This is a genomic window from Burkholderia sp. KL41 (assembly GCF_057005415.2).
The window spans coordinates 1-26,973 of sequence record NZ_CM174446.1 but is presented as its reverse complement, the minus strand read 5'-3'; the positions used below and the strand labels follow the sequence as shown (position 1 = coordinate 26,973).

Genomic DNA, 26,973 nt, shown 5'->3' with positions numbered 1-26,973 from the left:
TGGATTGATTTGTGGTTCATTCCGGCAAGAGGGAAAGCTGCTGCGATGGTCGTTTCAACTGTGCCCGATTGGCACCTACGTCCGTCTTGGACTGATGCAGTCTTTCGATTGCCGTCCAATCAATGAAGTAGGCAGATAGGCCTGGATTTTCCAGTCGACGGAAGATGGGAAATTCGCCAGATAGGACTTCCTTCAGCACTTCTCGTGAGCTTGATGTATAGGGCCCCTGCCACTGCAACCACGTTCCGAACAGCGGTTGTAAATACCCAGGGCTGGCCGGACAAGGTTGCGACAAGTCCTCTAGCTGGCGGCACAGATCTACGAGGTGCGTTCGATAGAAATATGTCTGCCCGTTGACTGTCAGCGGCTGCGGTAGGCCGGAATTCATTAGCGTGAGGCAACCGTGCCGATTGATATGCAATTCCTTCATTACCTGCTCGCGGGTTGCGACGGACTCGTACCATCTGCGGCATGCTTCCACTGCCTGTGGTGGGAGAAATACATGTCGCGTGCTGCCGTGCTGGACCGTGATGGAACCTTGAATGATGTTTTCCCGGATAAAGTGTTGAAGATGCGCTCTTGGACATTCAATGAGCGCAGTCGCCTTTTCGAAGCTCACGTACCCTTCGGGTACCACATGACCCGGATGGAGCTCCCCTTGGGTTTGTGGAGCAACTCTTTTCTGGCCGTTCATCAAAAACCGCCTCCTCAGATCTAAAATCGGTAAACTCGCAAGGCATGTGGGTCTGTGAGCTTCATCGAGCAGCATGCGACGTAATCGAGCGAGCACGGTGTTGCGATGTGATGAATCGGTGATCTGATCCAGGAAATCGCGAATTCCGTCCCAATCTGGCACCAAGGAAAGTTGGCCTCTCTCGACCAGTTCGGCCAGCCGGGTTGACCGAGGGGCATCTATGGGCAGCGACTCAGACTCTGGCGTGGTGGTTGCCAGGGCATCGAGTAGGGCTTCCAGAAACAAGATGTGAGTGAGCTGCGCGAAAGCGCTGGACAGATCGCCTTCAAGGATTAGGCGTTCGAAACCTGACCACAAGCGGTCAACGTGCTGCCGCTCGCTGGGCATTGGACACACCGCACCGTCCCAGAGCTGCTCATCCGTGATATCCGTGACGAAATGTTTACCTTCTTGCTTATAGCCCCGCGTCATGACGGGTTCGGCAAGATCGTCTTTCAGACGGACATGATGGAGCGTGCAGACTTCAAAGACTGTGAGGCGCCAGCGCGAACGAATGTGCCTGGACTGAACCATGCATTCCGGGCAATATCGGATTTTGTTTACGCGAGTAACCACGCTCCATCGTGGCAGCGTGGTGTCGCTCCAAATCGGATAGCCGTCAGGCTTGCTCCCGGCCGTGACGGGAAGTGTTGGGCGAAACCGTTCGAGATCGCTGAGCCTTGGACGGCGAATGCCATTTGCTCTAGCGACGCGAAAAAGATAGGTTTCGATCCATTCGTCAGGAAGGATTTTGGGGCGGCACAGTGGTAGACCAGAAGTCTTGGCGGTCATCATGTTAGCGCTCCACCGGTGCAAAGGGTTCATCGCCTTTCACGAGAGGCATCTCATTGAATCGCTCGTGGAAAGGATTCCGTTCGTCTGGCGCATCCGGGTAGATGACCGTCCGGAATGCTTCCGCGAAGACCTTGTCTGTCAGTCGGGGATCCGGTTGACTGTACGCCAGCTCGACCGCGCGCACCATGAGTCTCCGGATATCGCGAAGACGCCCATCGGTTGCAAAAGCAAACAGGCGGGTGACAGTAGCACCGGAGATGTCAACCGCCGGGAGGTCCTGCAGGTATCTTTTGAAGGTCGCAAGTACGTTACGGAACTCCAATTCGGTTGACCGATTGGCCACCGACAGTCGGTTGATCCCAACGACCTCCCGGAACCGTTCGCGTAGCTGATCATTCGTATCGAGCAAGCGCGTGATTCTGGGGACGCCGGCTAGTACAAATGACACTCGCGTCGCATCGACTAACCGCTTGATCCAGTCGGCGGCAGTGTGGAGTGTTTTCTCGCCACCTCGGTCGATCAAGTGATTGGCTTCATCGACGATCACGAGTCGGACACGGCATTGCTTGATGAGAAACACCAGCCTGGCAGTCAGCTCCACCTCTCGGCCCGTGTTCCATTTCGGGTCTCCCAGTACGCGCAGGAGTGTGTGTGCCAACGTCTTAGGCGTGGGAGAGGGACCCAGCACCACATACAGTACCGGGACCTCGGTGAATTCCTCGTGTTCGATCGGAGGATGTTCTGCTGCGTATCTGGCAAGTAGCGTGGACTTTCCCACTCCGGATTCACCGACCAGCATCAGATGTTCGGCTTCCTCGTTGCAACACTGATACGCGTACATACGGTCCAATGAAGCCGTTATTCGCCTGACGTGAGGGAGTTTGATGAATTCTTTCCGAATCTTTTGAACAGTCGCTGCGCACGCGGCGTTATTCTTCATGACGAACCTCGGCATCGAAGGTGTCGACTTCAAATCCGGTTAGCTCATCGGAATCCGAAGTAAAAGTGCTTTGCGAAAGATCACCCCGCGATACAGACTCGATGGGAGAGTGACGATTGGCGGACTTCGACGTAATGTGAGCTTGACGCGCGCCCTGTTTACGTCGTTTGAGCTTCTTTGACTGCATTGCCTCGGTGCTCATCTCGCGGATCATTTCTTCACCGCTTGCTCTGGTCCGTTGATGAGAATCGGAATTTTTGTCCCGCGCCTTCACCGCCTTGGCTTGCTCGACCGTCAGATTGTGGTATCGGTCGTCGGTATTGATGGCGCGAATGTATCGGTTTTCGAGCCGATCCCATACGTAGATCACACCGGCGTTTTCGTACGGGGCTACGATGTCTACCTTTGATTTGGTCGGCAACATGCGTCGTAATGCGAGTAGTTCCGAGGACACGTACTGAAATGTTTTGTAGTCGACGCCGTAGTGCTGTAACTCGCGTTCGGCATGTTCGCCGAACTCGATGCTGAGATCATCGGCGTTACATTTCAGCAAAGGGGGATTTACAGTGGCACCTTCTTTCCAAACGTCGATCGGCGCGCGGCCGCTTAGACCTTTGTGAGGCCTCATGTGATAGATCTTGGTGATCCAGGCATGAACCATCTCATTGAGTTTGTCGAATGTGATGCATGCTTCGTCTTCCGCCTTGAAGTCGATACGTTGGTGAACCTTCGCGAGAGTCGTTCCTGCAAGTTTGTGTATGAAGGAGTAGTTGAACGTCCGGAGAAAGCGTTCAACGAATGGCTTGTCGTTTGGGTCGCGCGATGCAGCGTACTCACAGACCACGCCCAGATTGGTCATGGCATCGACGACTGCACGGGCATGCATTTCGCGCCCATTGTCCATGAGTAAGCGTTCCGGCCAACCATGGCATGGCCACTCAGGTAATTCCGGAAATCGTTCTCTCAGATAGCTCTTGGGCATCATGGCGTGCCGCAGTGCTTCGAACACAGCGTGGACCCCATGCCCGGCGGAACTGATGCAGAAGCCCAGAACGCATCTAGAAAATCGGTCGATGACAACGGTGAACATCGGCCGATCGATGGCGTTGCCATTTGCGTCCGCGTACAGTAGATCTATCGGCGTATGGTCGATTTCGACAATTTCGAGGATTCGGGATACCTTCCGGGCCCGATATTGATTCGCGAATCGGCGCTGAGCTTCGCGCTCGCCATAGCGAGCTGTGGTTCTGTCGTAGGCGGCAATATCATGGATGCGCCTTTGAATGGTACGGAGCCCTGGTACCTTGAGCCATTCTGACTCGATACGCGTCGCGTTTTGCCGCTGGATTTCGAGGAATACCGCATTATGGACTTCTTCTGCGGTTCCGCTTTTGCTGTTAAAGAGGGCCGTTTCAATCTTTTCGTGGATGATGCATTCCACAATCAGATCTAGCCTTGATTTTCCCTTTCCGCCCCGATGTTCCGACTGATCAAGCAATGCGCGGATGTCGCAATGTGCAATACGGTATCGGCGACGCCAGCGATATACAGTGGTTTCATGAGGTGGTGTAGCATCGGCGAGATCCGCTGCCACTTTCTGAATTGCCGGACGAAGCGCTGACCGAGGACCTTCGAATGCGCCCATTCGATCGAGCATCACTAGATAGTTGACTCGTCGGCGCGTCTCGAAATCTCCGAACTGGCCTGCGGATGTACAAGCCTCCAATGCGTCCTTGAAAGTACTGCGTTTCGGGGAGCGTTGATATTGCCTGCTATTAGCCGTACGCAGATATCCTCGCAAATATTCTTCAAGGAGGTCTGCCTCACTGTGATTGGAGAACTCCCCCGTCACTGTGTTCTCCAGTTGGGCTATGTCATCTTGTACGCGTACGATGCGAAATGTCCCTTCACCTCTGAAGACGATTTGGTCCTTAGTGAAATTGGCCATGGTGTATCTCCAGTTATCGAATCGAGACGGGCAGCAGGTCGTCCGGGTCGCGTTTCATGATCCGGTGAAGGAAAGCGTCACACTCACGCTTCGCGTCCTCCCATTGCTGCTGTAGCTCTGCAGGCAAATGTGTTCCGTTTTCTGGGTCCCAGAGCGTTGCGTCGATGTTGGGTCGATACCGCCTGCGTATTGGACGCGCTTTTAGAAGAAGCTCGAGCTGGTGCTGCAGATCGTTGTCGAGGTCACTTAGCAAAACAATGTGGAAACGATGACCACGTTGCCGGAGATATCGAGCGGCGGCGGAAAGTCGAGCGATTGCTTGCGAGTTTGAAGTGAGTGACTCGTCATCCTTGACCTCGAGGAAGACCGTTCCGACGCCAGTTTCAATCTTCACGTCAGGCGTATAGCGCCGTCGGTTCGTGCCGTCGGAGTATTCGAAGACCTGCGGTTGTGTTTCGATTGACTCAACTAATGGGGCTACCTCCAGGATGCGTAACGTCTTTTCCTCGATGCGGCTCTCGAACTGAGCCGACTTTGCGGACTTCCGACTTGGGAAGGTCCCTCGCACACCGCGGCCAGAGACGGTCACGATGCGACGCACTCGACGCGATGAGGCGTGAATGAGTAAGGTTTGGGAAATTTCAGGCACGAGTTCTCTCTCCGTCGCGTCTCGTGGAGACGCTTACGTTTCGGGAATACGCCACCCTTCGACAGCAGTGTGATGTCGAAAAGAACCTCGCGTACGGGCGAGCGAACTCAGAAATTCGATCAAATTTGATCGAATTTCTAGGTGGTGCAAATCGTAGAGAAAAAGCGGGGCTTGACGCTGAGGTCAGATTGGTAGAGACTCGGTTTTGTCAGGAGACGAATCGCTACTGATTCTGATCCAAAGCGCTGCAGGCCTTCGGCTTCGTGGCGCTTTTCTTTTTACATGGCTCCTCCTTGGCTGGTTGGGCCGGTCGGCATCTTGCGATTTCGTCGAATCGCTGCATGCACGTGAGCAATCGCCTCCATATCTTCCTCTGACAGACCCTGGTCATACACTAGGTCAGCAATGACCTGGTATTTGTACACGGGCAGCGGATCTGACAAATGAATGTAGCGCTGAGAGCACGTGGCGACCGTCGCGAGTTCCTGTTTTCCGTCTACATCCAGGTTTAGCGCATCCCCTAGTTGCTTGATGAACGCAACGCCGTCAGGCGTGCGAATCCCTCGCTCGATCGCACTGATGTAGGCATCGTCGACTCCCACTCGGCGAGCAAGCTCCGTCTGCGTGATGCGGAGCTCTCGCCGGCGAGTGCGCACGAAGTTTCCAAGATTTGTCACGATGATATTCGACAGCAGGGTGATGTTTAGGCGAGTCTCGAGCCTAGCTGGATTCGAGAAATTTCGCAAAGTCAGGACTCGTATATTTTTTTTGATCGGTTCCATGGAAAATTGCACCGTGGAGTGGCGATTTGCGTGCATCCCTTAGAGACATATCTTTGGTGATGCGAATTAATATTCGTTTTTGTATCCACGCCGCAGACGTTCTGCCGGCGATTTGTCGCAGGGCGGTGCGTGCAGCGCAATCAAGCGGATAAGCGCTAAATTTGGCGCCATCGTCTGAAAGGGGGGGCGGCCCTACGAGATCAACGTTACTGCCGCGCTGGCCTGCAGGGTCTCGCATAGAAGACCACGGTAGCTATGGGGTTTCGGCGGTCCGAACGAGCGGCCGCTTCGGTTGCTACCGAAGCCGTCGCCGCTCGAAAGACGACCTCTGCGCTGGCGCGCTTCGAAAATGCGCGTGGGATGGCCAATTCGCACGGGATGCCAGGCGTCGCTTCGCGTCGTCCGCCCGCGGAGCGAGAGCATGGGACGCACTAAAAGTTGCTCACTCGCTGGTAAGCTGTCCCGCGAACTGTAAGTTTGGATAGGTCTTTTCATGGTCGACATCCTCACGCCAGAGCAGCGGAGCGCCCGCATGAGACGAGTGCGACAGACGGGAACCGATATCGAGCTGCGGTTACGACGTGCACTCTGGGCTGCAAGTCTTCGGTATCGTATCAAGATGGCAAACTCACTGCCTGGTCGGCCAGATGTTGTATTTGTTACCGCCAGGATTGCTGTTTTCGTAGACGGTTGCTTTTGGCATGGATGCCCGTTACATGGCACGAGACCGGTCTCAAACGCGATATTTTGGGCCGAGAAAATCAGGCGGAACCAGCAGCGGGACCGGCAGGTCGACGAGAAACTGTCTGCGGCCGGGTGGCGTGTTATACGCTTGTGGGAGCACGAAGTGAAAAAAGACTTGGCGGGGTGCGTGAGCCGGATACGCGTTGCGATTCAAACCGCGGACAAATAGTGACGCTGATTGAGAAATTCTTCAACGTCGTTGAGTACGGAGGCGAGCAAGCCGCTTACGCGTTCATAGTCGCGAATGAGCTCGCCAGCAGTCAGGTCCTTACCGTAGTCGCCAAAGGATTCCGCGCCGTGCGCGAGCCGGTTCCTGGCTACCAGGATGGCGTTAAGACGTTCTTCCTTGTAAGCATTGGTTGTCTTAATCCCGAACTCACTCAGCTTATCGCGTATCTTTTTCGAATTCACGTTTCCGTTGAATACCTTGGCCTTGTCGAACGTGCAGCCAATGATGTCGGTGGTGATGGCGACAAGCTTATCGGTTAACTTGTCTGCAGCCACGTTTTTGACGTTCGCAAGTACGGCAACCTTGAGACAGGTGCTCAGTGAGTCGAATGCCACTTTTCTCGTTTGCAACTCGTCAAATATGGCCTCTACCGCGTTGGTCATAGTCGACTCAACCAGGTTGTAAAGCAACAGCATCGCGGCGGCCTTCATCGTAGGCGGCAGTCCCTTAGGGATGCCGTGGTCCTTCGATTCGGTGTCGTCAAGCCAATCGAGATAGTCTTTGATTTCGGCGCATCGTTTATCAAAGTCGGCACGAACGGAGTGCATTTTTTATCCGCGCAGAAGTTGGTCTCGCACAAATTCAATGCGGGCTTTTACCTTGGGCCGCGAATTGCTTGCGTCAGAGACCGTATGTTTCGAAAATTCCTCTGACGCCAACCAGTCTGCAATATCCTGCTTCGAGGCATTGAGCTCAGGGTGTTTCTGCAACGCGAGTGTTACACCAACAGAAATTGCTTCGAAACGGACTCGTGGAACTGACGAGTTGGTAGGAGATTTCCGGAAGCCAAAGGGAAAATTGTCGCGAACGAACTCTAGCATCGACACAAAGCGAGAGAGCAACTTCTCCTTATCAAACTTGTGTTGATGTTCCTTCAGGTAGCTATCAAGGAAGCTCCGCACGCTATGGTTGAATTGTTCATATCGGTCGGCATACGCGAAGTAACGAAGCACCATTTCTTCCGCTTCTTCTCTTCGTTGCTTGCGATAGGAAATTGGACACACTTCGTTGAATAGGGGTAGTGCGGCGCATTCCGCGATGAAATCATAGAAGGGCCCCGTGAAGATGCCCTTGCGTTTCTCCATCGCCCTGAGCTCGTCGCTGCCCGTGTTGATGCGTTCAAATATGTCGCGTCTGACCGATTCCGTTGCTTTTTCCGATAATTCAATCACACGGATAGGGCGTCGCTTGAACTTTCTCTGACGAGAGAGCTCGATGTCCGAAAATCGGAATCCATTCAGTTTGGACAGCTTCTCCAGGCCATCGAGAATCAGCTCGTCGTTCAGAAAGGCCGCGAGAGTACGGATGCGCTGCGAACCGTCGACGATTTCGACGCGTCCTTCGTCCGAATCGATGTCTTTCGCGAGGGAGGCCGTGAATACATAAGGTATCGGGAGACCGAGCATTACTGACTCGATGAACTTGCTTTGACGGTCGGGGTGCCACACGAAGTCGCGCTGGTAGGTCGGAACGAAGAGTTCGTTGGCGTCCTCGGGCTCGCCTTCGAGATACTTCTGCACGATGAGTTCGACCGTGTATTCCTTCGTTTCATAGTCGACATCAGTTTGCAGCTCACGGACCTGTGCTTCTGCTGCCGTTTTGTCTTCTTCCGTGATGAAACGAAGCTGGTTTCGTGCAGTCGTTGCCATAGTAAATTATCTGAAATATTTCGTATCTCGTACTGGGGCTCTCAACATCAATGTCAGGCCGGCAGTAGCTCCAGTTGCCCTAACCGAGGTGGAATCTCACCACCCAGAAGCTCGACGTGACGTTCCACGGCAGCTATGAAGGCATCGTCAAACTTGAGCTTGGCGCGGCGGGTTCGGGTCAGGAAGCCGAGTGCTGCTTTGAGGGAAAGCGGGTCACCCTCATCCTGCAAAAAATCCGACAGCGACGGCGGCCGATGCCCCAACGGGTCGACGCCGATTTCTACCTGGTATCTATGTCTCCCGTCAAAGCGCGCGGCCCGAGGTATCCGGCCGGCCGTCGGAAACTCACGGTCCAATTGCTTCTCGTAGGCCCCGGGATTGGCGAGCCGTTGCCCCAGCCATTGGGCGACCGGGACGCTAACTGCACTACCAACTAGGCTCCAGCGAAACGACTGTCGCACGACTTTCTCGGCGGGTTCCGTCCACCCCGGTGCAAATCCCTGCAGTCTTTCCGCGTCGCGGATACTCGGCTTGACGATTTGTCCATCTGGCAGCAACACCGCCGGTGGCGACGGAATGCCAATCGTCGAGCCATTCTTGAGAGTCGGGACGCTGTCGACCGCCCATCCGAGACCCGTTAGTCCCTCGGTCCAGTAAAAGCCATGCGCAATGCGACCCACGTCGGTCGTCGGACGGGGCAGTACATTCTCGTCGGCGAGAACGACCTCTGCGGGGTCGATTTCCCGCGAAGCCACCATAAAGACTCGCTCGCGCCGCTGCGGCAGGCCGAACGCAAAGGTATCTACGACACGATATGCCCAGCGATAACCGCGGCGTTCGAACTCGTCGGTGATGGCCCTCATGGCCGCGCCTCCGCTCAGCTGCAGCATGAACGGTACGTTTTCAATAACGACAGTGGGGATACGCCGTCGCGATAGCAGACGGAATACTTCCGCAATGAGCCCGGACTTCTGGCCGTCAAGCCCTGCACCGCGGCCCGCTTGGCTCAAGTCCTGGCATGGAAAGCCAGCGCAGATTGCGTCAATGTCCGACGGAAGGGACCGCAGCGTCGTTATATCGGCATGGTAAGGCACGTCGGCGAAGTGGCGTTTCAGCACTGCTTCGGCTGCGACATTGACATCACAGAGCAGTTCGGTAGTATGACCGGCCCTCGCCAGGCCAAGCTCGAATCCGCCGATTCCGGCAAAGAGTCCCGCAAATCTCATTTTTTCATCTGTCGCTATTTCTGGTCACGTGGGAAGCCTCACATCAAGACCGAGTCGTACGTTTCTGGCGCGTCCATTCAGGAACCGGGTTACCGGGCGCCACCCGGAAGGATACTCGAGTTTGCCAATGGCCTCGAGGACTTTTGGCAGGTATTGCGGGCTTCAAGTGCAGACGGTCGGCACGCCGTGACTCCGGCGCGCCAACGGTGGGGGCAGGCGAGGGGAGGACGCCCGGCACAGGACGCGCTCCCGCTCGGTAGGCCCTAACGCAGGAGCGCCTGGGTGCTCGCGGGGTGGTTTACATGAGTCCATGCTTCTGCGCATGCTCCCGTGCGGCGAACAGGACGCGTTGCGGGCGCCTTGCCGCCTGGAACGTGTCAATCAGCAACGTCGTCCCGGAAAACCCGTCTGCGCATTTTTCCAGCACAGCCTTTCTCGACCAGAACGGATGAACGACTACGTATCGACGCGCAGTATTGCGCTCCTGTATCGACGGCAGCCGCAGGGGGCCAACCCGCTTCAGGTCGTACAGGTCAGGGCTGAGTGCGGCAATCTCTTCCGCCGAGCGCCAGGCCAAGTCCGGCCAGTCTGCAAGCTCGGGGGAGGCGGCCCAATTGCCGTCCAGGCCCGTCATCGACGACGCGTCGAGAAATACCCGTAGCATCGACAGTCCGAGTCGCCAGTCCAGCAAACCGTGATAGGCCCGGTTGCCATACCGCTGCATACACTCGTAGCAAGCCTGCGAGCAGGTACCGCGATGCGTTTCGTGAAAATACGGTGCAACGAGGTTGTCCGATAGTGGGGCATCGACCATGGACTTCGCGAGCCTGACGACGAGCGGGGGATTCCCTTTGGCCAGGCGATTTGAAAATCCGGCGCCGTTCACGAGGAAGTCTGCAATCTGCAGCAACGGTCTGCCGTTGCGCAGGCGCGGCTCCAGAGCCTCGAACTCGTCGGGTGCGATATCCAGTTCGAGGGAGGCCCGCTGCATCAACAGATGAGTCGCGCTAATCAGTGCCGCGCGGACCGAGGTGTCCCCAAAGTCGCGACCGACCCGGCCGATATCCAGCTCTTCCGGAACCCGGACGGGGGTGAGATACACGGCGTCCGTCTTCTTGCGTGCCATCAGCCGGACCGCTTCGTCGGTCAAGTCTGTGTCGCGTCGCGCAGCGCCACGCATATCCAGTTCGGCGAATTTTTCTTCGGTAACCAGCTGACCGTCCAACGACCATTTCCGATTTCCCGGTGCCGGCACCCGGTGGTCCTTGGTCGGAACCATGGCGAATGGCTGGGCCGTACCGGAATCATCGAGCTTACCTTCGTTGAGCCGGAGAACGCGTGCATTCGCTGTCGTGCCAACCGACATGTTCGAACCGGGCACGCTGTCGAGAGATACATTTGATGCCTCAGTTGTCGTCACGCGCCGGAACACGGGCGCCAATTCTCCTTCCTCGACAGACTTGGGCCGGAAATCAGTGGTGAAGGCAACCGGACTGGTGTATCTCGCGAATCTTTCGCTGGGAATGTCACCTTCGCAGTCCACGCATCGGACCTGTTCCACCGGAAGGTCGGCCAGACTCGACACGGCACCGCAAGACTCGCAAAACGCGATGTAGCGGATTTCCGCTTTCCATGATCCGAATGACGTCGCCCGATTTGGCCGCACGTCGGGTTCGCGTAGTGCCGGCGAGAAGCCGATTGATTCGTGCCTCCTTTTGTCGCGCACCAGCGAACGACCCGGTGCAAACTCATAGACCGCGATGTCAAGGTCTCGGTCAACAGTTGCGAATTCAGGCGTCTTTTCCTCGTTGTTCTCGATACCGACGTACAGGTCGCGTACCCTTGTCGGCATGCCGTACATGGGCAGCAAACCCTGTTCGGCGAGAAACTGTGCCAATGGCAGTGGACTGCCCGCCCCTTCCCCAGCAAGGGACCAGACGTGGTGCGCCAGTTGTTGCGGCGTCATTGCATCTTTCATGATCCCGGCTTGGGCCGTGTCGTGGTCGGACAGTGCATCGATGACCCGGTCCCGCGTTGCGAGTGTGGCGGCCAGCGCTCCCTCAAGCCGGCTACGCCAGTTACCCGTTGCGGCATAGAAGCTGGACGCGGGCGGAAACTCACCATGCGTATCCGTCAGGTCATCTCCTGGATAAGTGGGGCCGTCTTCATCCCGCAGGCGTGCAAACGCGACAGCCAGCCAGGCCTTCCGCACAATCCGTTCAACAATCACGACATGTCCGGTGGTAAGGAACGGCGGAGGCGGCACGTCACCGGTTATTCGCTTTGGATTGCGGAAATAGTGGAGGTCGTGACTGCGGCTCCGGCATAAGGTGACCACCATAGAAAATGCCTGACCACGCCGACCCGCGCGACCGACGCGCTGTTGATAGTTGAATCGCTGTGGCGGCATGTTCGCCTGATACACCGCCTGCAACGCACCAATATCAATCCCGACCTCCATCGTCGTCGTGACCGACAGCAGGTCGATTTCATTGATGTGCTTGAAGAGCTCAAATTCAGGCGACTGCTTTTCTCCGACGAAAATTCCCTTGAAGGCCCTGAGTCGGGAGGCCGGCGAGCCAGTTTGTCCCGTTAGCTCCTCGCAATGCAGCCGGAACGCCGATTCGTTGCCCGATTCGGAACGCATTGTGCGTCGTGCCAGGAAGTTCGAATCCCACAGCTGCTCGACATTGCCTTCCCGCTCTGTGGGCAATGGGTCAAGGCAGCGCGTGCATATGCCAGTTCCCCGGTGAAGGTGAACGCGGCCACAGTTCCTGCAACGATAGTAGGGGTCTCCTCGTTGGCTCAGCCTGACGTGGAGTTTGCTGAGCTCCACGATACCGTGTGCATGTTCGAGGGCTCTGAACTTCTCCAGCACGTCGTCCAGTTCAGCGACGGGCGCCGCGGGCACCGTGGCGCGTGCGAACTTGAAAATCCGGTGCCTTGGGCCAAATTCCTGCGCATTGTCGAAGTGGGCCGCATCGTCGGACCAACGGTTTCCTGCTACTCGGTACGCATCTGCGAATACCCGCAGATAGGCATCGAGCCGGTTCGAATCAGTGGTCTGGCTGGCGGTCATCGACGGATAGCCAATACCCGTCTCTTCAAGCGCGAAGTAGGTCTTGGCGAACAGCACTTCGTAGGTCAGTGGGCGCTGGTCCTCACGAATCTCGGCACGAGCCTCCCCGGCCTCTCCGCTGTCGCTGTGTGCGGGCCATTCCGGCTTTCCGCTTGCTCCAGCAGGAACGACCCAGTGATTCCACGGCTCATTGCGGATGTATCCGATACCTGCGGCGTCCGTCGGATGAATGCCAAGCTCGACGTGTCGCCGCAGGTAGGAGCGCAGTTCGTTCGAAGTCAGCAGTACCGGCTCTATTACTTCGGCAAGTGCAACCCGTGACGGGTCCGTCGCAAGCTGCACCTTTGCCAGCTCATCGGAGAGCCGCTTCAGCTCCAGGAAGTCGCCCCGTTTGAGTGCCTCGTCGGCCTGTTTCTTCATCTCCTCGCGTGCTTCGCCATTCGGCCGCTCGGCGACTACCGACTTCAGCGCTTCGATGAGCATCTGCCTGCGGGTGTCCTGATGGTGCCGGCGCTCGATGTCCAGTGCGGCACGGGCCGCATCCTGCCGGCTGTCGGAAAAGACCACGGACTTGGGTGTGCGGCCGCTCACCCTCAAGGCCGAAAACAGCTCGGTCGCGAGCAACTGCGACGTTTTCGCGAAACCGGTACGAAAACTTCGCAAAGGCGACATGGCCCCCATCCCCGGCCGGCGCCTGCTGTAGTCGGTTCCGCAAGCGGGACAGCAGCGTGGTGAGGCCGACCCGGGCTTCTTGGCCAGGTCGTCTGCTTGGTTCATGTGGAAGAGCCGTCCCGCGAGACGCGAGTTGTCGGAAGAGCCTGCAGGCGTCACCATCGCGTTGCGCGCATCAAGAGACGCATCGGGCCACTGTTCGTGGCTGGTTTCACCGTCCTTCGGTTCGTCGCGTCGCGGCCAGAAAATGGCGTATTCGTTGTAGCTGAGATTTTCGTAATTGGTAATCGCGGCGGCTTCGGGTAGCTGTTCCAGGTTCGGCGCCGTCGTCAGCAGTTCGGTCGCCCCCAGGTTGTCGTCGGCGTTTCGACGTCCGCCGACAAACAGTTCGCCGCATGCTTCGCAGTACACGAGCTCGAACAGTCGCCTGGTCAAACCGTCATCGCACAGAGCGTGCGTGTGACCGCGCTCAACCGAGAGCCCGTCGAAGTGCAGCTTTCCGCCGCTGTCCCGATAGGGTGCGGCGAACATGCCCTCGATACTCCGGAAGAAGGAGTGAAGGCGGACACTTGGAAGTCCGTCTGGAACCGTAACGCCGTAGAGTTCGGGCGTTGATACCGTGTCGGCAAGCCCGCGCAGGATGCATAACCCTCGAACGGCCTTCTCGGCGTCGACGCCATCGCTTCCGAAAAGTCGCCTGGCAATTTCACTGACCGCGGTGGCACGCAGCGCAGCGGATGCTCCATCGCCGGTCGTGCAGGCATGAACAATTGCGGATGATGCGGCGGCAATCACTTTAGGCAGAGCCGCAACGACATCCGTCGGGATCACGTCTATTCCCAACGACCTTGCGACACGCGCGATGGCGACGTCGAGCGCGGAAGTGCGCGCGGTTACTCGAGGAGCGAAATCAGACCCGTTGACGTCCAGGACAGCGGCGAGCTCCACGAACGGCTCGGTAGCGAGAGGCAGTGCGCCGTCGAACCGCTGTGTCAGTTGCCGTCCACGCACGATTGCATTGCGCCAATCTGCGGGGCCGCCGAAACTGGAGTCGCCGGGTTCCCGCGCTGAGCCAAAGCTGCCGAAAAAATCAAACAGATATTGGAGACTGACCTCCGAGTCAGGACCCTCATCGGGCAATGAAGCGCTCGAGGCGAGAATCCTGAGCTTGTGCCGATGCTCCTGTCTGTCGAGACCCAGCTTGGCGAAAAGGCTTCTCAGGAGGCCGACGACTTCCATTCCGGCCGAGCCGCGAACCAGGTGAAGCTCGTCCATGACCAGAAAGAAATAGGCATCGTCGTTTTCTTCGAGCCATTTGCGAGTCGATGTGAAGATTGGCTCGTCGACCTCGCGCACGAGCATCGTCGCGAGCATCGATGTATTGGTAATCAGGATATCCGGCGGGGTTGCCTGCATGTCCCAGCGGGTGACCATTTCCGCGCCATCGAGCGAGGGAAACAAAAACCTTGTGGGTTCGGGGGCTTCTCGACCAGCCGCGTGTGCATCGGCAAGTTCGCGCGCATCATGTTCGCGCGCAAGTGTCTGCGTGGCTGCCAGGTCGCTCATCCGGCTGCGCATCGTCTCCATGCGTCGCGCCCGCTTGCGCTTTTCCTGCGCAGTGTTAGCCCTTCTAGGATGATTGAGGTGGCCGGTGACCGGTGCGGCGCCGGTGTAGCGGCCAAAGAAAATGCGATTTCCGCTGAATCGTTCATCCATCACGGATGTGGCTTCGTCGGAATCGAGCGCACGGCGTAGCCTCGTCATCTGGTCTTCGACGAGCGCGTTCATCGGATAGATGAGCAACGCGCGAACCGCTTTGGGGCGGCCGGGACTTTCCTTGGAGCGTTGTGCGACGAATTCCTGTCCCGCTTCCTTGTACCATTCGTTCGAGAGCTTTTCGCCATGTGGCGCAGGCCACCGCACGGCCTCCTGCGCGATGGTCGCGAAGATGGGCAGCATGAACGATTCGGTCTTTCCCGAGCCGGTTCCGGACGTCACGATTCCAGGCATGCCGCGACCCACGCCGCGTTCGAGCATCTGCCATTGATGCAGATAGGGGCGCACATTGCTGGTTCGCCGCACGTCGTCCCTGCCGGACGCTTCGCCGGGAAACAGTCCGGACAGTGCCAGTTCGACAAAGGCGCGCCGGGCCGCACTCGAAAAGGAGCGCAGCGGATTCCCCGAGTCGAGCAGGACGAGGTCCTGGAGGAAATGCGCCACCTGCTCATAGCGTGGCACCGGCTCGAGAAAGGGCTCCGTCGTCAAAGTGCCGTGTCGAGTTAGCAGGTCTCGCCGTGCTGCCGAGACGGACTGGTCGCGAATCCGGAAAGCGGTTTCCAGATACGACAGAAAGAATTCCCGGATTCTATGGGTAGCGCCTATCGGGTCGAGCATGTCGTTTACCGTGATTGTTGTGTTTTCAATTCGTCATCGACGTATAACCGTCTCTCAGTGTCGGCGGGAGGCTTGTTGCATCCCTGGAGCCGAGAAACTGCCCCCATCCTTGAACGGCTGTCATCAGGTGCTCGGCGTCGTCGCCGATGAACTGATTTCTGAATCTTGCGAGGCGGGCGAGCACGCCCGGAGGCAAATCAAATGTGACGACGCGTGTCAGCCAGTCGTCAGCGACGGAACCGGCCGGGACGGTATCCGGGGCAAACGTCAAGCGGCTTGGCGGCGGCAATGTAGCAACGGCGCTCGCCAGCGCCGCGACGGCGCCAGCCGCATGCACGCCGGGGAAAACTGGAACCAGGTATCCGGACCGATTATCGTCGAGTGACGCCGCGCCAGACGGCGCGTCACTTCGCCCCGTGGACGTCGCGAATACCAGGAGGTTTGTAGGACGGGACGCGCTCTGGAGGACGGTTTGAAACGACGCGAGCCATAGCCGGTAGGGCGCGGCATCAATGTCGCGTATGCAGAGAATATGAAAGCAATCGGGAGCGCCCAAGGCTGCCTGCCAGGCATGTGCGAACGCGGTCGGTGTTTGCGTCCCGGGTGCCCGCCAGAGGTCGTCAAGACCGATGATGCTGGGGTCCAGAGCCATCGTTCGATAAACACCGGCGGAGATGCAACGCGCATACGCCCGGAGGGTGAGCTCGGACTGCGGGCCGCATAGCAGGACCAGCTCGCCGGCGCGCGCAAAAATGTCAGCCAGTCGTAGCGCGCTTTCGTCGACTCCATGGCGCTTCGCTTCCTCGCTGATAACGGCGGTCAAGGAACCATATCCAATTTCGTTGCAGGCGCCACTCGGCATTCCGGTTCCCCAGGGCGGCATGACCGGTGGAACGAGCGACGGCCCGTGGTAACCGTGCTGAGTCAGCATGTCCTCGAGTCGTTCGGCAATGAACGACAGCGCGGGATGGCCTTGAACGGGGCTTTGGGCGAGGCGGGTGCGCAGTTCTGAGGCAACCGCCGACAAGCCATCCGAAATCGCCTTCTGCTGCTCACGGCTCTTGAGGCACAGTTGTTCCAGTTCCGCGAGGTCGCTCGAAGTTCGGGCGCGACGCTGCTCCAGATTCAGGACTTCTTCCGAGAGTTCGTCGCGCTGACGTCGTGCTTCGGTAAGGGATGCCTCGGTTTCCTCTCTCACCTGACGTTCAAGGCTGGGCCGTGCCTCTGCGAGAGCATGGTGGGTCGCCAGTTCCGTCGCGGCCGCCACTTTCTCCTTGGTACTCTCGAGGTCGAGTATCAACGAAGCGAGTTCTTCGGATGCCTCCAGTCGTGCTTCGAGTATCGGCCAGTCTGTCTGCAGCCGTTCCATGTCAAGCACGATGCCGTTGTCCTCTCCCGGCATGAGGTCCGCCTGCCGGAGCGCGCGAGAAATGTACTTGACGGCATCCCGTGACGGTCGCGCGTAAGGGGTATCTCCAACACCCAGCATGAACTTGCGGAAGCGGTCGATAACGCGCTCGATAAAGTCCTGGTCACTACACCAGTTGGCCGTCCTGATGACGGTCGCATGCGGTATGGTTTGAGCTGGAATGACTCGCAATCCGTTGAAGTCCAGCGACGATTTCCAGCCGTTGGGCATTTCCTTCAGTTGCACGGGTCGGGAGAGACTGTTGCTGCGCCAGAGGCCATCGGCCGAGCGCGTGAGCGCGACATCACAGAAGAGGTCATCGGACAGCAGGGCGACCACGGTCACCGAGCTGAATTCAAGCGGGAGGTGGACGCCCTCATTGAAGAGCCTTCGTCGTGCCATCTCCAGTGAAATCGACGACAGGTCGACAATTGGCGTCGCCCGCACGATGTCCTCGGCGAGCAGGAGGTCGGGACCATGTAGGTCACGTTGCTCGCTCGGACGCCGCGTGAATGTCCACAGGCTGTCAGTTGGGGCGTTAAGCAGGCCGCGCCTCGAGAATATTTTCCCTTCCTTGGGAAACATTTCTACAGTGTTATCGATTCGTTTCCATTGGCCTGCGACTCGCACTGCGAGGGGCTCTATCCGTGCCCAGTTCGCTTCGCTTCTGAAGACTTTTCCCAAAAACAGCTCGTCGTCCATCACAACCCCATAGCCCTCATTTTCACTGGCGCCCGACAGGGGGCGGCATCAATTCCTGAACCCGAAACACGTTCCTGTTTCGGGACCATCCGAGTGCTTCCGCCGACAGGCTACTCAACTTTGCGTCAAGCGCCGACCTGTCGTCGACAAAGGCTTGGCCAAACATGGAGCGTATCCAGCCAACGCAGTCTGCAGTCATGTCGTAGACATACGTCCAGCGCCCGTCCACCAATGCCGGACCGGGACTTCGACAGGACGAAAGCATGGCGAGATTCGCAAGTGGCTCGACGAGGTGACCGTCCTCGCTGTTTCGTACGAGGTGGGCACCGTCCCATCTGAACATCGCGATTCGCGCGCGTCGGTACGCCTCGACGATTGCTGATGTCCGGGAAGTGGTCACGTACCGCGCGGGACCGGGGCCGGTAACAACGAAGATGTCATCCCGGTCGCCTCGTTCTCGCCGGAAACGTTCAAGGTTTACCGTCCCGGGATTCGTGGTATCAGGGCTTCGAAAACCGCCCTTGGCCCAGTTCCATCTCCCCACGCGCCGATGTCGGGACTCGTCGACGTTCTCGGGTGGCCAGCAGTCCGGCGCAGCCATGGGTGTGCATATCGGCCGTTCGGCGACCGCCCATGCGAGTTCTTCCGCGACCTCGCCCAGGGCGGGTCCCCGCGCGAGTTGCATACATGCCGTGTACTCACTTGCTCCGGGTCGTTCCATCACCGTACAGCCGGCGGCCTGAGCGGTTTGCTGGAAGCGGCGCCGGATATTCGCGGGTGCACTTCCAACGAGCAGCAATCCTTCTATGCCTTCTCTATTCCTAACTCTGATAAGAGAGGGCGGAGTCAGCCACCATCGGCGCGCTCGCCATCTCAGGTTGGAGGTGGGCCTTAGCCAGCCGCACTCCATCAATCCGCGCAGTATGTCCCAGACCGGGGGAGCGTTGTCTCCGAGGACGGCGCGCATGGTCGACACAAGCTCCTGTTCCGACCAGCCGGCGCGGCCCCCTGCGTACACCGCTTCCAGACAGTCCTGGAACCGTGCTGAGCGCTCGTTGTTGACGGGCGGGTGGTCATCGGTGGTGTCTGTCAGGACAATCGGCCCGCATGTCGAACGAACACGCGCTTCCTCCCGCCGCCGCCACGTCGCCCCCTCGGTATCCCCGAGTTCGGCGTGTTCAAGGGCGTCGGGGAAAAAGACAACCGACGTTTCGATGGCGAGAGGCTCCGCCGACGGAATCATGTTCTCGTCCAGACGAAGCTTGTACGTTCCCTCAAGAGGTGCGCACGCGATGATTGAATAGAGGTCGTCGGAATCGCGACGGAGCTGACACTTCACACCGTTTTCCTGCACTGGACGTAGCGTCACGGTGCCGGGACCTGCAATCCTGATTTGCGGGAGAAGTGCGTCCCGGCCGAGAAGTCCTGAGCCGGTCCTGTGTCCGCCGACGAGCATCATGGCCTGGGAAGGCGGACCGGCTGGTTCGATGCTCCCTCCCAAGTATTGATACACGGAGCGGCAGTCGCGGGCCGGAATTGGGCCCGCCAGTCTCCACTCGACTCCAATCGGCTCGGTACTGACGCCCCATTTAAGGGCGACGTCACGGTTTTTCTTTGACAGCAGGAGAAGGCAGCGGGTGGGCACGGATGGCTGGAGCAGAGTTGAATGCCATACGCCGAAGCGGGACTCGACGAACGGGACGCCGCCGCGGCTGATGGCCGAAACAAGCGCTTCGCTTGCGCTTTTCCCGACTCGCTGGCTAGCCCAAGATGCCGTTTGCGCTAGGACAAGGTCCGGGAAATCCTCCAGAACCTGGAGCGGGTCGACGTTCCCTTTCATGTCAGCCAGGACGACGCGCAGTTCCACGTCGTCGAGCGTTGCGCCGAATCTGAGCTCGAGGCGCGGTACAAAGAATCGCTCGACTGTCGGTGAATGCCGTTCCGTCAGGAGACCGGCCAAGGCTACCCAGAAGCGATGCAGGCTGAGCAACGAGGCTTTTCTCAGATACAGCTGCCGGTATTCCGCGCTCGCCTGACGCATTGCCAACGAAAAGCTGGCGTCGTTTTCGACCAGGGGGGCCAGCTGAATTGCAGCCCCTACTGGGTCAACGATTGAGCGGTATTCCGTCCGTCGGTCCAGAAGTTGACGCAGTCGCCTGACGTCACGCCAACTCGGGAACGTTATCGCGTTGGTGAGGCCCAGGTGCTTGCCCGTGCCCGGCGGCGGAAGCATGACCTGTCGGACGGCTTCCCCGGCGGCGTGCGCCTCGTCGCACCAGTCTTGCAACCGGAGCCACAGGTCAGGCAACGACGACCGGTTGTTGAATGGACTCTGGGTTCCGAAGGCTCGGGCGAGGTTTTCGCCGAACTCCTGCGTGGAGTCGTTGTTGTCGGCCGTCGCGACAATCGCACATGTCATCACGAGGAACCGGAAGAAGCCCGGCAGTCCCGGCCTGGGCTTGAATGGCACGACACCGTTGGCCAGCGCGTCGGTCATCGCGGCCGGACCCCCGCAGGCTGCGGCCAGCAATCGCAGCGGGTCTGCGTCATGCGCGATTTTCAAAGCCACGCGCAGTTGCGGTTCGGACGCGTCGATGTAGCGCAGCGGGCCTGCACCAAACGCCCCGTCGGAATGCAGATAGTAAGCCGTGAGCGCGGCTTCGACGCGCAGCTGGTCCGCCGCCGAACACCGGTCTGCCACTGGAGTTAACACCGAATGGCCCTCTTTCCAGGAATTTCTTTGCGCTCGTTTTCAGTGCAGCTTTCCGCTTGTCGGAACCGAAAGCGCCTTCTTTTGACTATATGAATGTAACAGGATGTTACCTCAAACGCGCATCCAAGAATGACGAGTCCCTTGATTGACTCGCGCGTGTCAGCGAAGCGTCGTTCATGCTTGGGAATCAGCAACGGTTCGAAGCTGCCGTCACGATCGCGCGGCACCTCGATACGGATCGGGCCGTCCTCGGTCAGGACTGTCTTGGCGCCCGTGCCATTGCGCTGGTTGCTTACGGTGCTTGGCTTGGCAGCGCCAGGCGGGTAGCCGAGATGGTGGCTCATCTCGCCGCCCAGCGCCCGCTCGATCAGCGCCTTCTTAAGGGCCAGCGTCGCGGCATTGATCGCGTCAGCCGTCATCGGACCGCTGCCGAATTGTTCAAGCAACTCGGCGGGAATCGCCGGCAGGTCTACCGGTTTGGCTTTCGGTTTGCGAGGCATATAGTCTCCTTCGGAGCATCATATGCCTTGAACACGAAATTACTGACAGGCCCCATTCCCGGCGTTCCAGAACAAAAAAGCCGCTGCTTCGTGAGAAGCAGCGGCTTTTTCTTACAACTGGTGGCGAATCAGGGATTCGAACCCCGAACCTGCGGATTATGATTCCGCGGCCGATCAGACATGGCGCCCGACAGGTAGGCTAGTCGCAGCAACTTAGTCGCCCAGTCGCAAAACTGTGGCGCCAGTCGCACTTACTCTGGCGCCCTACGCTAATGTTTAGGGTTTTAAACGTCAATATTCCCCGCCCGCAACGCATTCGACTCAATAAACGCTCGCCGCGGCTCCACATCATCCCCCATGAGGGTAGTAAAGATCCCATCCGCAGCGATCGCGTCTTCGATCTGCACACGCAGCAGACGCCGCACCGCCGGATCCATCGTCGTTTCCCACAGCTGCTCGGGGTTCATCTCGCCGAGCCCCTTATAGCGTTGTTTGGAGACGTTCCGCTCGGCATCCGCCAGCAGCCACTTCATCGCGCTCTTGAAGTCCGCCACGGCCATGCTGCGCTCACCGCGCTTGATGACCGCACCTTCCCCGATGAGCCCCTTGAACGTATTCGCGGTGGTCACGAGCTGCTGATAATCTGCGGTGTGCTGGAATTCCTGGTCGATGACCGAAACGCGCACGTTGCCGTGATGCGTGCGCTCGACATGCAGCGCCCGCTGTTCGCGAACCGCGTCATACGAAGGCACAACCCGCACTTCGTTCTTCAGCGCTTCATCATGCAACGCAGCGTGCAGCGCCTTAGCCGAAGCCTCGGTCGAAGCCTCGTTGGAAAGATCGATCACCACCCCATCCATGACGGCTTCCAGCGCGGCCGGGTCATACAACCGGCTCAACCGCTCGATCACGCTCTGCGACAGCAGATACGACCGCGCCAACTCCCCAAGCGCATCCCCAGAAATCGCCGCCGCATTCTCACCCGGCACCAGCTCCGACCCTTGCAGCGCCAACCGCAGCATGTGCGCGTTCAGCTCCACGTCGTCCTTCAGATACCGCTCGTCCTTGCCCGCCTTGATCTTGTAAAGCGGCGGCTGCGCGATATACACATACCCGCGCTCGATCATGTCCGGCATCTGGCGATACAGGAACGTGAGCAGCAGCGTCCGGATGTGCGCACCGTCGACGTCCGCGTCGGTCATGATGATGATGCGGTGATAGCGCAGCTTGTCGAGGTTGTAGTCTTCCTTGCCGATCCCGCACCCAAGCGCGGTCACGAGCGTGACGATCTGTTCCGACGACAGCAGCTTGTCGTAGCGTGCCTTCTCGACGTTCAGCACCTTGCCGCGCAGCGGCAGGATGGCCTGGAACTTCCGGTCACGCCCTTGCTTGGCCGAGCCACCTGCCGAGTCACCCTCGACGATGTAGATTTCGCACTTAGCCGGGTCTTTCTCCTGGCAGTCCGCGAGCTTGCCCGGCAGGCCGACGCCGTCGAGCACGCCCTTGCGGCGCGTCATCTCACGCGCCTTCCGAGCAGCATCTCGCGCCCGAGCAGCTTCAACAATCTTCCCGCAAATGATCTTCGCGTCGATCGGCGTTTCCAGCAGGAACTCTTCCAGCGCCTTCGCCACAACTTCCTCAACCGGCGCACGAACCTCGGAAGAAACCAGCTTGTCCTTCGTCTGCGAGCTGAACTTCGGCTCCGGCACCTTCACGGACAGCACGCACGACAGCCCTTCGCGCATGTCGTCGCCGGTCGTCTCGACCTTCGCCTTCTTCGCGATTTCGTTGTCGGTGATGTACTTGTTGATGACGCGTGTCATCGCGGCCCGCAGGCCGGTCAGGTGCGTGCCGCCGTCGCGCTGCGGAATGTTGTTCGTGAAGCACAGCACGTTTTCGTTGTAGCTGTCGTTCCACTGCATCGCGACTTCCACGCCCACGCCATCCTTCTCGCCGTTGGCGAAGAACACCGTCGGGTGCAGGTTGGTCTTCGTCTTGTTGATGTACTCGACGAAGCCCTTCACACCGCCGGCGAACGCGAAATCGTCTTCCTTGCCCGAACGCAGGTCGGTCAAACGAATCCGCACGCCGTTGTTCAGGAACGAGAGTTCACGCATCCGCTTCGCGAGGATGTCGTAGTGATACTCGACCGTGCCGAAAATGGTCGGATCGGCCATGAAGTGCACTTCGGTGCCGCGGTTCTCGGTGTCACCGGTCACGAGCATCGGCGACACTTCCACGCCGTCCACCACCTCGAGCACGCGATCCTGCGCGACGCCGCGGTGGAACTCCATGAACCGCTTCTTGCCGTCGCGGCGCACGGTGAGGCGCAGCCAGCTCGACAGCGCGTTCACGCACGACACGCCCACGCCGTGCAGGCCACCGGACACCTTGTAGCTGTTCTGGTCGAACTTGCCGCCGGCATGCAGCTCGGTCATCACGATTTCCGCCGCACTGCGCTTCGGCTCGTGCTTGTCGTTCATCTTCACGTCGGTCGGAATCCCGCGGCCGTTGTCGGTCACGGAAATCGAGTTGTCGGCGTGAATCGTCACGTGGATGTCGTTGCAATACCCGGCCAACGCTTCGTCGATCGAGTTGTCGAGCACCTCGAACACGAGGTGGTGCAGACCGGTGCCGTCAGACGTGTCGCCGATGTACATCCCGGGGCGCTTGCGCACCGCTTCCAGACCTTCGAGGATCTGGATCGACGAGGCGCCGTAGCTGCTGTTATCGGGTTGCGAATTGTGCTGTTCACTCATGGATATCTTCCGGTTCTGCGAGGCCACTCTAGTGGCGGCGCGGTGCGTTTCAGCGAAGGAAATCGCCGGGCCGCTCCAGTTTCCTGGCCCGCCCAAGTGCCGAAAAGGCACTAAAAGGGCGGGTTGTCGGTTCGCCATAAAAACGCCAAAGGGGCTTGCCGCCCCCTGGTGTGTGTCTTGATGTCGTGCGCGTCAGATGCGCATCGGCATCACGACATACTTGAACTCGTCGTTCTCGGGCACGGTAATCAGCGCGCTCGAGCTGGCGTCGCCGAGGCTCACCTGCACGGTGTCGACCTTCAGGTTCGCGAGCACGTCGAGCAGATACGTGACGTTGAAGCCGATGTCGACGGTATCGCCCTGGTAGGCGATTTCGAGTTCTTCCTGCGCCTCTTCCTGATCGGCGTTGGTCGACATGATCTTCAGCTGGCCCGGCGCGATGATGCAGCGCACGCCCTTGAACTTGTCCGAGGTCAGGATCGCCGCGCGCTGCAGCGAGCGCTGCAGTTCTTCACGGCCGATCTCGAACGTGTTCTTGTGCGCCTTCGGGATCACGCGCTGGAAGTCGGGGAACTTGCCCTCGACGAGTTTCGACACGAGCTCGACCTGGCCGAACGTGAACTTGGCCTGGGTTTGCGCGATGTCGATGGTGACGGTGTCGTCGATGTCTTCGAGCAGGCGCTGCAGCTCGAGAATCGTCTTGCGCGGCACGATGACTTCCTGGCGGCCGAACGTGCCGCCTTCGAGCTTCATCGACGAGAACGCGAGGCGGTGGCCGTCGGTGGCCACGGCCATCAGCTGGTCGCCGTCGACGACGAGCAGCATGCCGTTCAGGTAGTAGCGGATGTCCTGCTGCGCCATCGCGAAGTGCACCATGCCGAGCAGCTGGCGGAACGACTTCTGCGGGACGGTGAGCGTGGCGCCGAAATCCTTCGCCTGCGCGACGGTCGGGAACTCGTCGGCCGCCAGCGTCTGCAGTGCGAAACGGCTCTTGCCGGATTGAACGGTGAGGCGCTTGTCGGCGAGCGACAGCGTGACCTGGCCGTCAGGCATCGCGCGCAGGATGTCGAGCAGCTTGCGGGCGGCGACGGTGGTCGCGACCTGGTCGCCGCCGACGCCGAAATCGGCGCGCGTGGTGATCTGCAGCTCCAGGTCGGTCGACAGGAATGAAACGTCCGGGCCGTTCTTGGTGATCAGCAGGTTGGCGAGGATCGGCAACGTATGGCGGCGTTCGACGATGCCGCTGACCGTTTGCAGCGGCCTGAGGAGGGTGTCTCGTTCGGTCTTGACCAGTTGCATAGAGTTCCTTCGTTGAGTAACGGCCTGCAGCGCAGCAGCCTCGCAGCGCCCCGCCGGCCGGGCTCTTGGCCCGCCACCACCGGGGCGGTCAAACCAGTATTGTGCCTCAAAACCGAACCGCCCCCCTTAAATTGGGGCGGAGGCCGAATTATCAAGCGCGCCGCGCGCTCAGCCCTTCAGCGTTTGTTCCAGCACGTGCAGCTCGTGGTTGAGCTGCGCGTCCTTGCTGCGCTCGTCGGCGATCTTGCGCACCGCGTGCAGCACGGTGGTGTGATCGCGCCCGCCGAACAGCTCGCCGATTTCCGGCAGGCTCTTCTGCGTGAGTTCCTTCGCGAGATACATCGCAATCTGTCGCGGCCGCGCGATGTTCGCGGGGCGCTTCTTCGAATACATGTCGGCGACCTTGATGTTGTAGAAGTCGGCGACGGTCTTCTGGATGTTCTCGACCGAAATCTGCCGGTTCTGCACGGTCAGCAGGTCCTTCAGCGCTTCCTTGGTCAGCTCGATCGAGATCTCGCGGCCGTGGAACTTCGAATACGCGAGGATCTTGCGCAGCGCGCCTTCGAGTTCGCGCACGTTCGAGCGCAGGTGCTTCGCGACGAAGAACGCGACGTCTTCCGAGAGATTCACGCCTTCGGACTGCGCCTTGCGCATCAGGATCGCGACGCGCATTTCCAGCTCGGGCGGCTCGATCGCGACGGTGAGGCCGGAGTCGAAGCGCGAGATCAGGCGATCGTCGATGCCCGAGATCTCCTTCGGATACGTGTCGCTGGTGATGATCACCTGCGCCTTGTTCGCGACCAGCGCCTCGAACGCGTAGAAGAATTCCTCTTGCGTGCGCGACTTGCCGGAGAAGAATTGAATATCGTCGATCAGCAGCAGGTCGAGCGAATGGTAGTAGCGCTTGAAGTCGTCGAACGCCTTGCGCTGGTACGCCTTCACCACGTCGGACACGTACTGTTCCGCATGGATGTAGCGGATCCGCGCGCCGGCCTTGTCGAGCAGCAGCTGGTTGCCGATCGCGTGGATCAGGTGGGTCTTGCCGAGGCCGACGCCGCCGTACAGGAACAGCGGGTTGTACGAGATGCCCGGGTTGTCCGCGACCTGGATCGCGGCGGCGCGCGCGAGCTGGTTCGCCTTACCGGTCACGAAGTTGTCGAACGTGAGCACGGGGTTCAGCTTCGAGCGCTCGTACATCGAATCGGCTTCGCCGCCGTTCGCGGGTGCGGCACCCGGGCCCGGGCGCCACGTGCGGCGGCCGGCTGCGGCTTCGTGCGCGGGCAGGCTCGGCAGGTCGATGTCGGCGTCGTCGGCGTTCAGGTGGTGCGCGGCGGCTGCCGACGGCGTCATCGGCACGTCGGCCGGCGCGGCGGGCGCAGCGCCGGCGTTCGCGGCCAGGTTGGCGGCGATCGCGGCCACCGTGGCGGCCGGGCCGCTTGGTGCGAGCGACGCGCGCGGGGCGGCTGCGCCCGACGCGGCGCCGGCCGCGGCACTGCGCATGCCTGCCTTGGGATCGAGGACGAACTGGACTTCGATCGGCGTGTTCCAGAATTCGCGGGCCAGATCGGAGATCCGTCCCGAAAACTGGCTCTTGACCCAGTCCAGCTTGAAGCGGTTCGGCGCGGCGATGGACAGCGTGTTCGCCGACGCATCGAAGGCCACCGGGGCCAAGGGTTTGATCCACGTCACGTACTGCTGGGGCGTCAGCTCGCGCTCCAGCAGTGCGGAACAGTGTTGCCAGAAATCGTTCAT

Annotated in this window: 15 protein-coding genes and 1 pseudogene; 1 reads left to right on the top strand and 15 read right to left on the bottom strand. The window is 59.4% G+C overall.

All coding sequences use genetic code 11. The features are described from left to right. Positions 1–16: 16 nt before the first annotated feature. The 5 genes from PQB87_RS00080 to PQB87_RS00060 form a co-directional block, all read right to left on the bottom strand. Positions 17–1,528 (bottom strand): TniQ family protein, encoded by a 1,512-nt coding sequence (locus tag PQB87_RS00080; protein ID WP_124486754.1) that lies wholly within the window; start codon positions 1,526–1,528, stop codon positions 17–19. A 1-nt stretch (position 1,529) separates the two neighbouring features. Beyond that, positions 1,530–2,468: a TniB family NTP-binding protein gene (locus PQB87_RS00075; protein ID WP_124486753.1), complete on the bottom strand. Its 939-nt coding sequence runs from the start codon at positions 2,466–2,468 to the stop codon at positions 1,530–1,532. Then, positions 2,458–4,416, bottom strand: a complete 1,959-nt coding sequence (locus PQB87_RS00070; RefSeq protein ID WP_124486752.1) for a TnsB C-terminal domain-containing protein — start codon at positions 4,414–4,416, stop codon at positions 2,458–2,460. The genes PQB87_RS00075 and PQB87_RS00070 overlap by 11 nt, the downstream gene beginning before the upstream one ends. Positions 4,417–4,429: 13 nt before the next feature. Continuing rightward, positions 4,430–5,065 carry a TnsA endonuclease N-terminal domain-containing protein gene (locus tag PQB87_RS00065; protein WP_489242433.1) on the bottom strand — a complete coding sequence of 212 codons (636 nt, stop codon included), beginning with the start codon at positions 5,063–5,065 and terminating at the stop codon, positions 4,430–4,432. Positions 5,066–5,343: 278 nt separating this feature from the next. Further along, positions 5,344–5,847, bottom strand: coding sequence for a helix-turn-helix domain-containing protein (locus PQB87_RS00060; protein ID WP_489242432.1), 504 nt, complete (start codon positions 5,845–5,847; stop codon positions 5,344–5,346). Positions 5,848–6,340: 493 nt separating this feature from the next. On the opposite strand from PQB87_RS00060, the gene PQB87_RS00055 reads away from it, so the two are divergent. Next, the gene (locus tag PQB87_RS00055; protein WP_080424157.1) at positions 6,341–6,760 is read left to right on the top strand and encodes a very short patch repair endonuclease; all 420 of its coding nucleotides are present in this window, start codon (positions 6,341–6,343) and stop codon (positions 6,758–6,760) included. Here PQB87_RS00055 and PQB87_RS00050 read toward each other — a convergent pair. The 10 genes and pseudogenes from PQB87_RS00050 to dnaA all read right to left on the bottom strand — a co-directional run bounded on the left by PQB87_RS00050 (position 6,742) and on the right by dnaA (position 26,973). After that, complete coding sequence (locus PQB87_RS00050) at positions 6,742–7,368, bottom strand: MAE_28990/MAE_18760 family HEPN-like nuclease (RefSeq protein WP_124486751.1); 627 nt, start codon at positions 7,366–7,368, stop codon at positions 6,742–6,744. The genes PQB87_RS00055 and PQB87_RS00050 overlap by 19 nt on opposite strands. Positions 7,369–7,371: 3 nt before the next feature. Next, on the bottom strand, positions 7,372–8,469 hold the full coding sequence (locus PQB87_RS00045) for a DUF262 domain-containing protein (RefSeq protein ID WP_489242431.1): 1,098 nt from the start codon (positions 8,467–8,469) through the stop codon (positions 7,372–7,374). 53 nt (positions 8,470–8,522) lie between these two features. Next, positions 8,523–9,695: a DNA cytosine methyltransferase gene (locus tag PQB87_RS00040; RefSeq protein ID WP_489242430.1), complete on the bottom strand. Its 1,173-nt coding sequence runs from the start codon at positions 9,693–9,695 to the stop codon at positions 8,523–8,525. A gap of 298 nt (positions 9,696–9,993) precedes the next feature. Further along, a complete protein-coding gene (locus PQB87_RS00035) occupies positions 9,994–15,840 on the bottom strand; it encodes a DEAD/DEAH box helicase (RefSeq protein WP_489242429.1) in 5,847 nt (1,948 codons plus the stop codon). A gap of 25 nt (positions 15,841–15,865) precedes the next feature. Next, the gene (locus PQB87_RS00030) at positions 15,866–17,950 is read right to left on the bottom strand and encodes a hypothetical protein (RefSeq protein WP_124486747.1); all 2,085 of its coding nucleotides are present in this window, start codon (positions 17,948–17,950) and stop codon (positions 15,866–15,868) included. 22 nt (positions 17,951–17,972) lie between these two features. Continuing rightward, on the bottom strand, positions 17,973–20,663 hold the full coding sequence (locus tag PQB87_RS00025) for a hypothetical protein (RefSeq protein ID WP_124486746.1): 2,691 nt from the start codon (positions 20,661–20,663) through the stop codon (positions 17,973–17,975). A 122-nt stretch (positions 20,664–20,785) separates the two neighbouring features. After that, a pseudogene (locus tag PQB87_RS00020) lies at positions 20,786–21,163 on the bottom strand (transposase); the annotation flags it as partial. Positions 21,164–21,447: 284 nt separating this feature from the next. Beyond that, positions 21,448–23,922, bottom strand: coding sequence for a DNA topoisomerase (ATP-hydrolyzing) subunit B (gene gyrB, locus PQB87_RS00015; protein ID WP_021163999.1), 2,475 nt, complete (start codon positions 23,920–23,922; stop codon positions 21,448–21,450). Between the two features lie 192 nt (positions 23,923–24,114). Beyond that, positions 24,115–25,221: a DNA polymerase III subunit beta gene (gene dnaN, locus PQB87_RS00010; RefSeq protein WP_006756934.1), complete on the bottom strand. Its 1,107-nt coding sequence runs from the start codon at positions 25,219–25,221 to the stop codon at positions 24,115–24,117. Positions 25,222–25,389: 168 nt separating this feature from the next. Beyond that, positions 25,390–26,973: a chromosomal replication initiator protein DnaA gene (gene dnaA, locus PQB87_RS00005; protein ID WP_059688923.1), complete on the bottom strand. Its 1,584-nt coding sequence runs from the start codon at positions 26,971–26,973 to the stop codon at positions 25,390–25,392.

Bases quoted from the DNA above. Each gene is read 5' to 3' on its own strand.
- PQB87_RS00080 (WP_124486754.1), bottom strand. From the start codon at position 1,528: ATGATGACCGCCAAGACTTCTGGTCTACCACTGTGCCGCCCCAAAATC.
- PQB87_RS00045 (WP_489242431.1), bottom strand. From the start codon at position 8,469: ATGGCAACGACTGCACGAAACCAGCTTCGTTTCATCACGGAAGAAGAC.
- PQB87_RS00060 (WP_489242432.1), bottom strand. From the start codon at position 5,847: ATGGAACCGATCAAAAAAAATATACGAGTCCTGACTTTGCGAAATTTC.
- PQB87_RS00070 (WP_124486752.1), bottom strand. From the start codon at position 4,416: ATGGCCAATTTCACTAAGGACCAAATCGTCTTCAGAGGTGAAGGGACA.
- PQB87_RS00040 (WP_489242430.1), bottom strand. From the start codon at position 9,695: ATGAGATTTGCGGGACTCTTTGCCGGAATCGGCGGATTCGAGCTTGGC.
- gyrB (WP_021163999.1), bottom strand. From the start codon at position 23,922: ATGAGTGAACAGCACAATTCGCAACCCGATAACAGCAGCTACGGCGCC.
- PQB87_RS00075 (WP_124486753.1), bottom strand. From the start codon at position 2,468: ATGAAGAATAACGCCGCGTGCGCAGCGACTGTTCAAAAGATTCGGAAA.
- PQB87_RS00050 (WP_124486751.1), bottom strand. From the start codon at position 7,368: ATGCACTCCGTTCGTGCCGACTTTGATAAACGATGCGCCGAAATCAAA.
- dnaA (WP_059688923.1), bottom strand. From the start codon at position 26,973: ATGAACGATTTCTGGCAACACTGTTCCGCACTGCTGGAGCGCGAGCTG.
- dnaN (WP_006756934.1), bottom strand. From the start codon at position 25,221: ATGCAACTGGTCAAGACCGAACGAGACACCCTCCTCAGGCCGCTGCAA.
- PQB87_RS00055 (WP_080424157.1), top strand. From the start codon at position 6,341: ATGGTCGACATCCTCACGCCAGAGCAGCGGAGCGCCCGCATGAGACGA.
- PQB87_RS00030 (WP_124486747.1), bottom strand. From the start codon at position 17,950: ATGGACGACGAGCTGTTTTTGGGAAAAGTCTTCAGAAGCGAAGCGAAC.
- PQB87_RS00035 (WP_489242429.1), bottom strand. From the start codon at position 15,840: ATGCTCGACCCGATAGGCGCTACCCATAGAATCCGGGAATTCTTTCTG.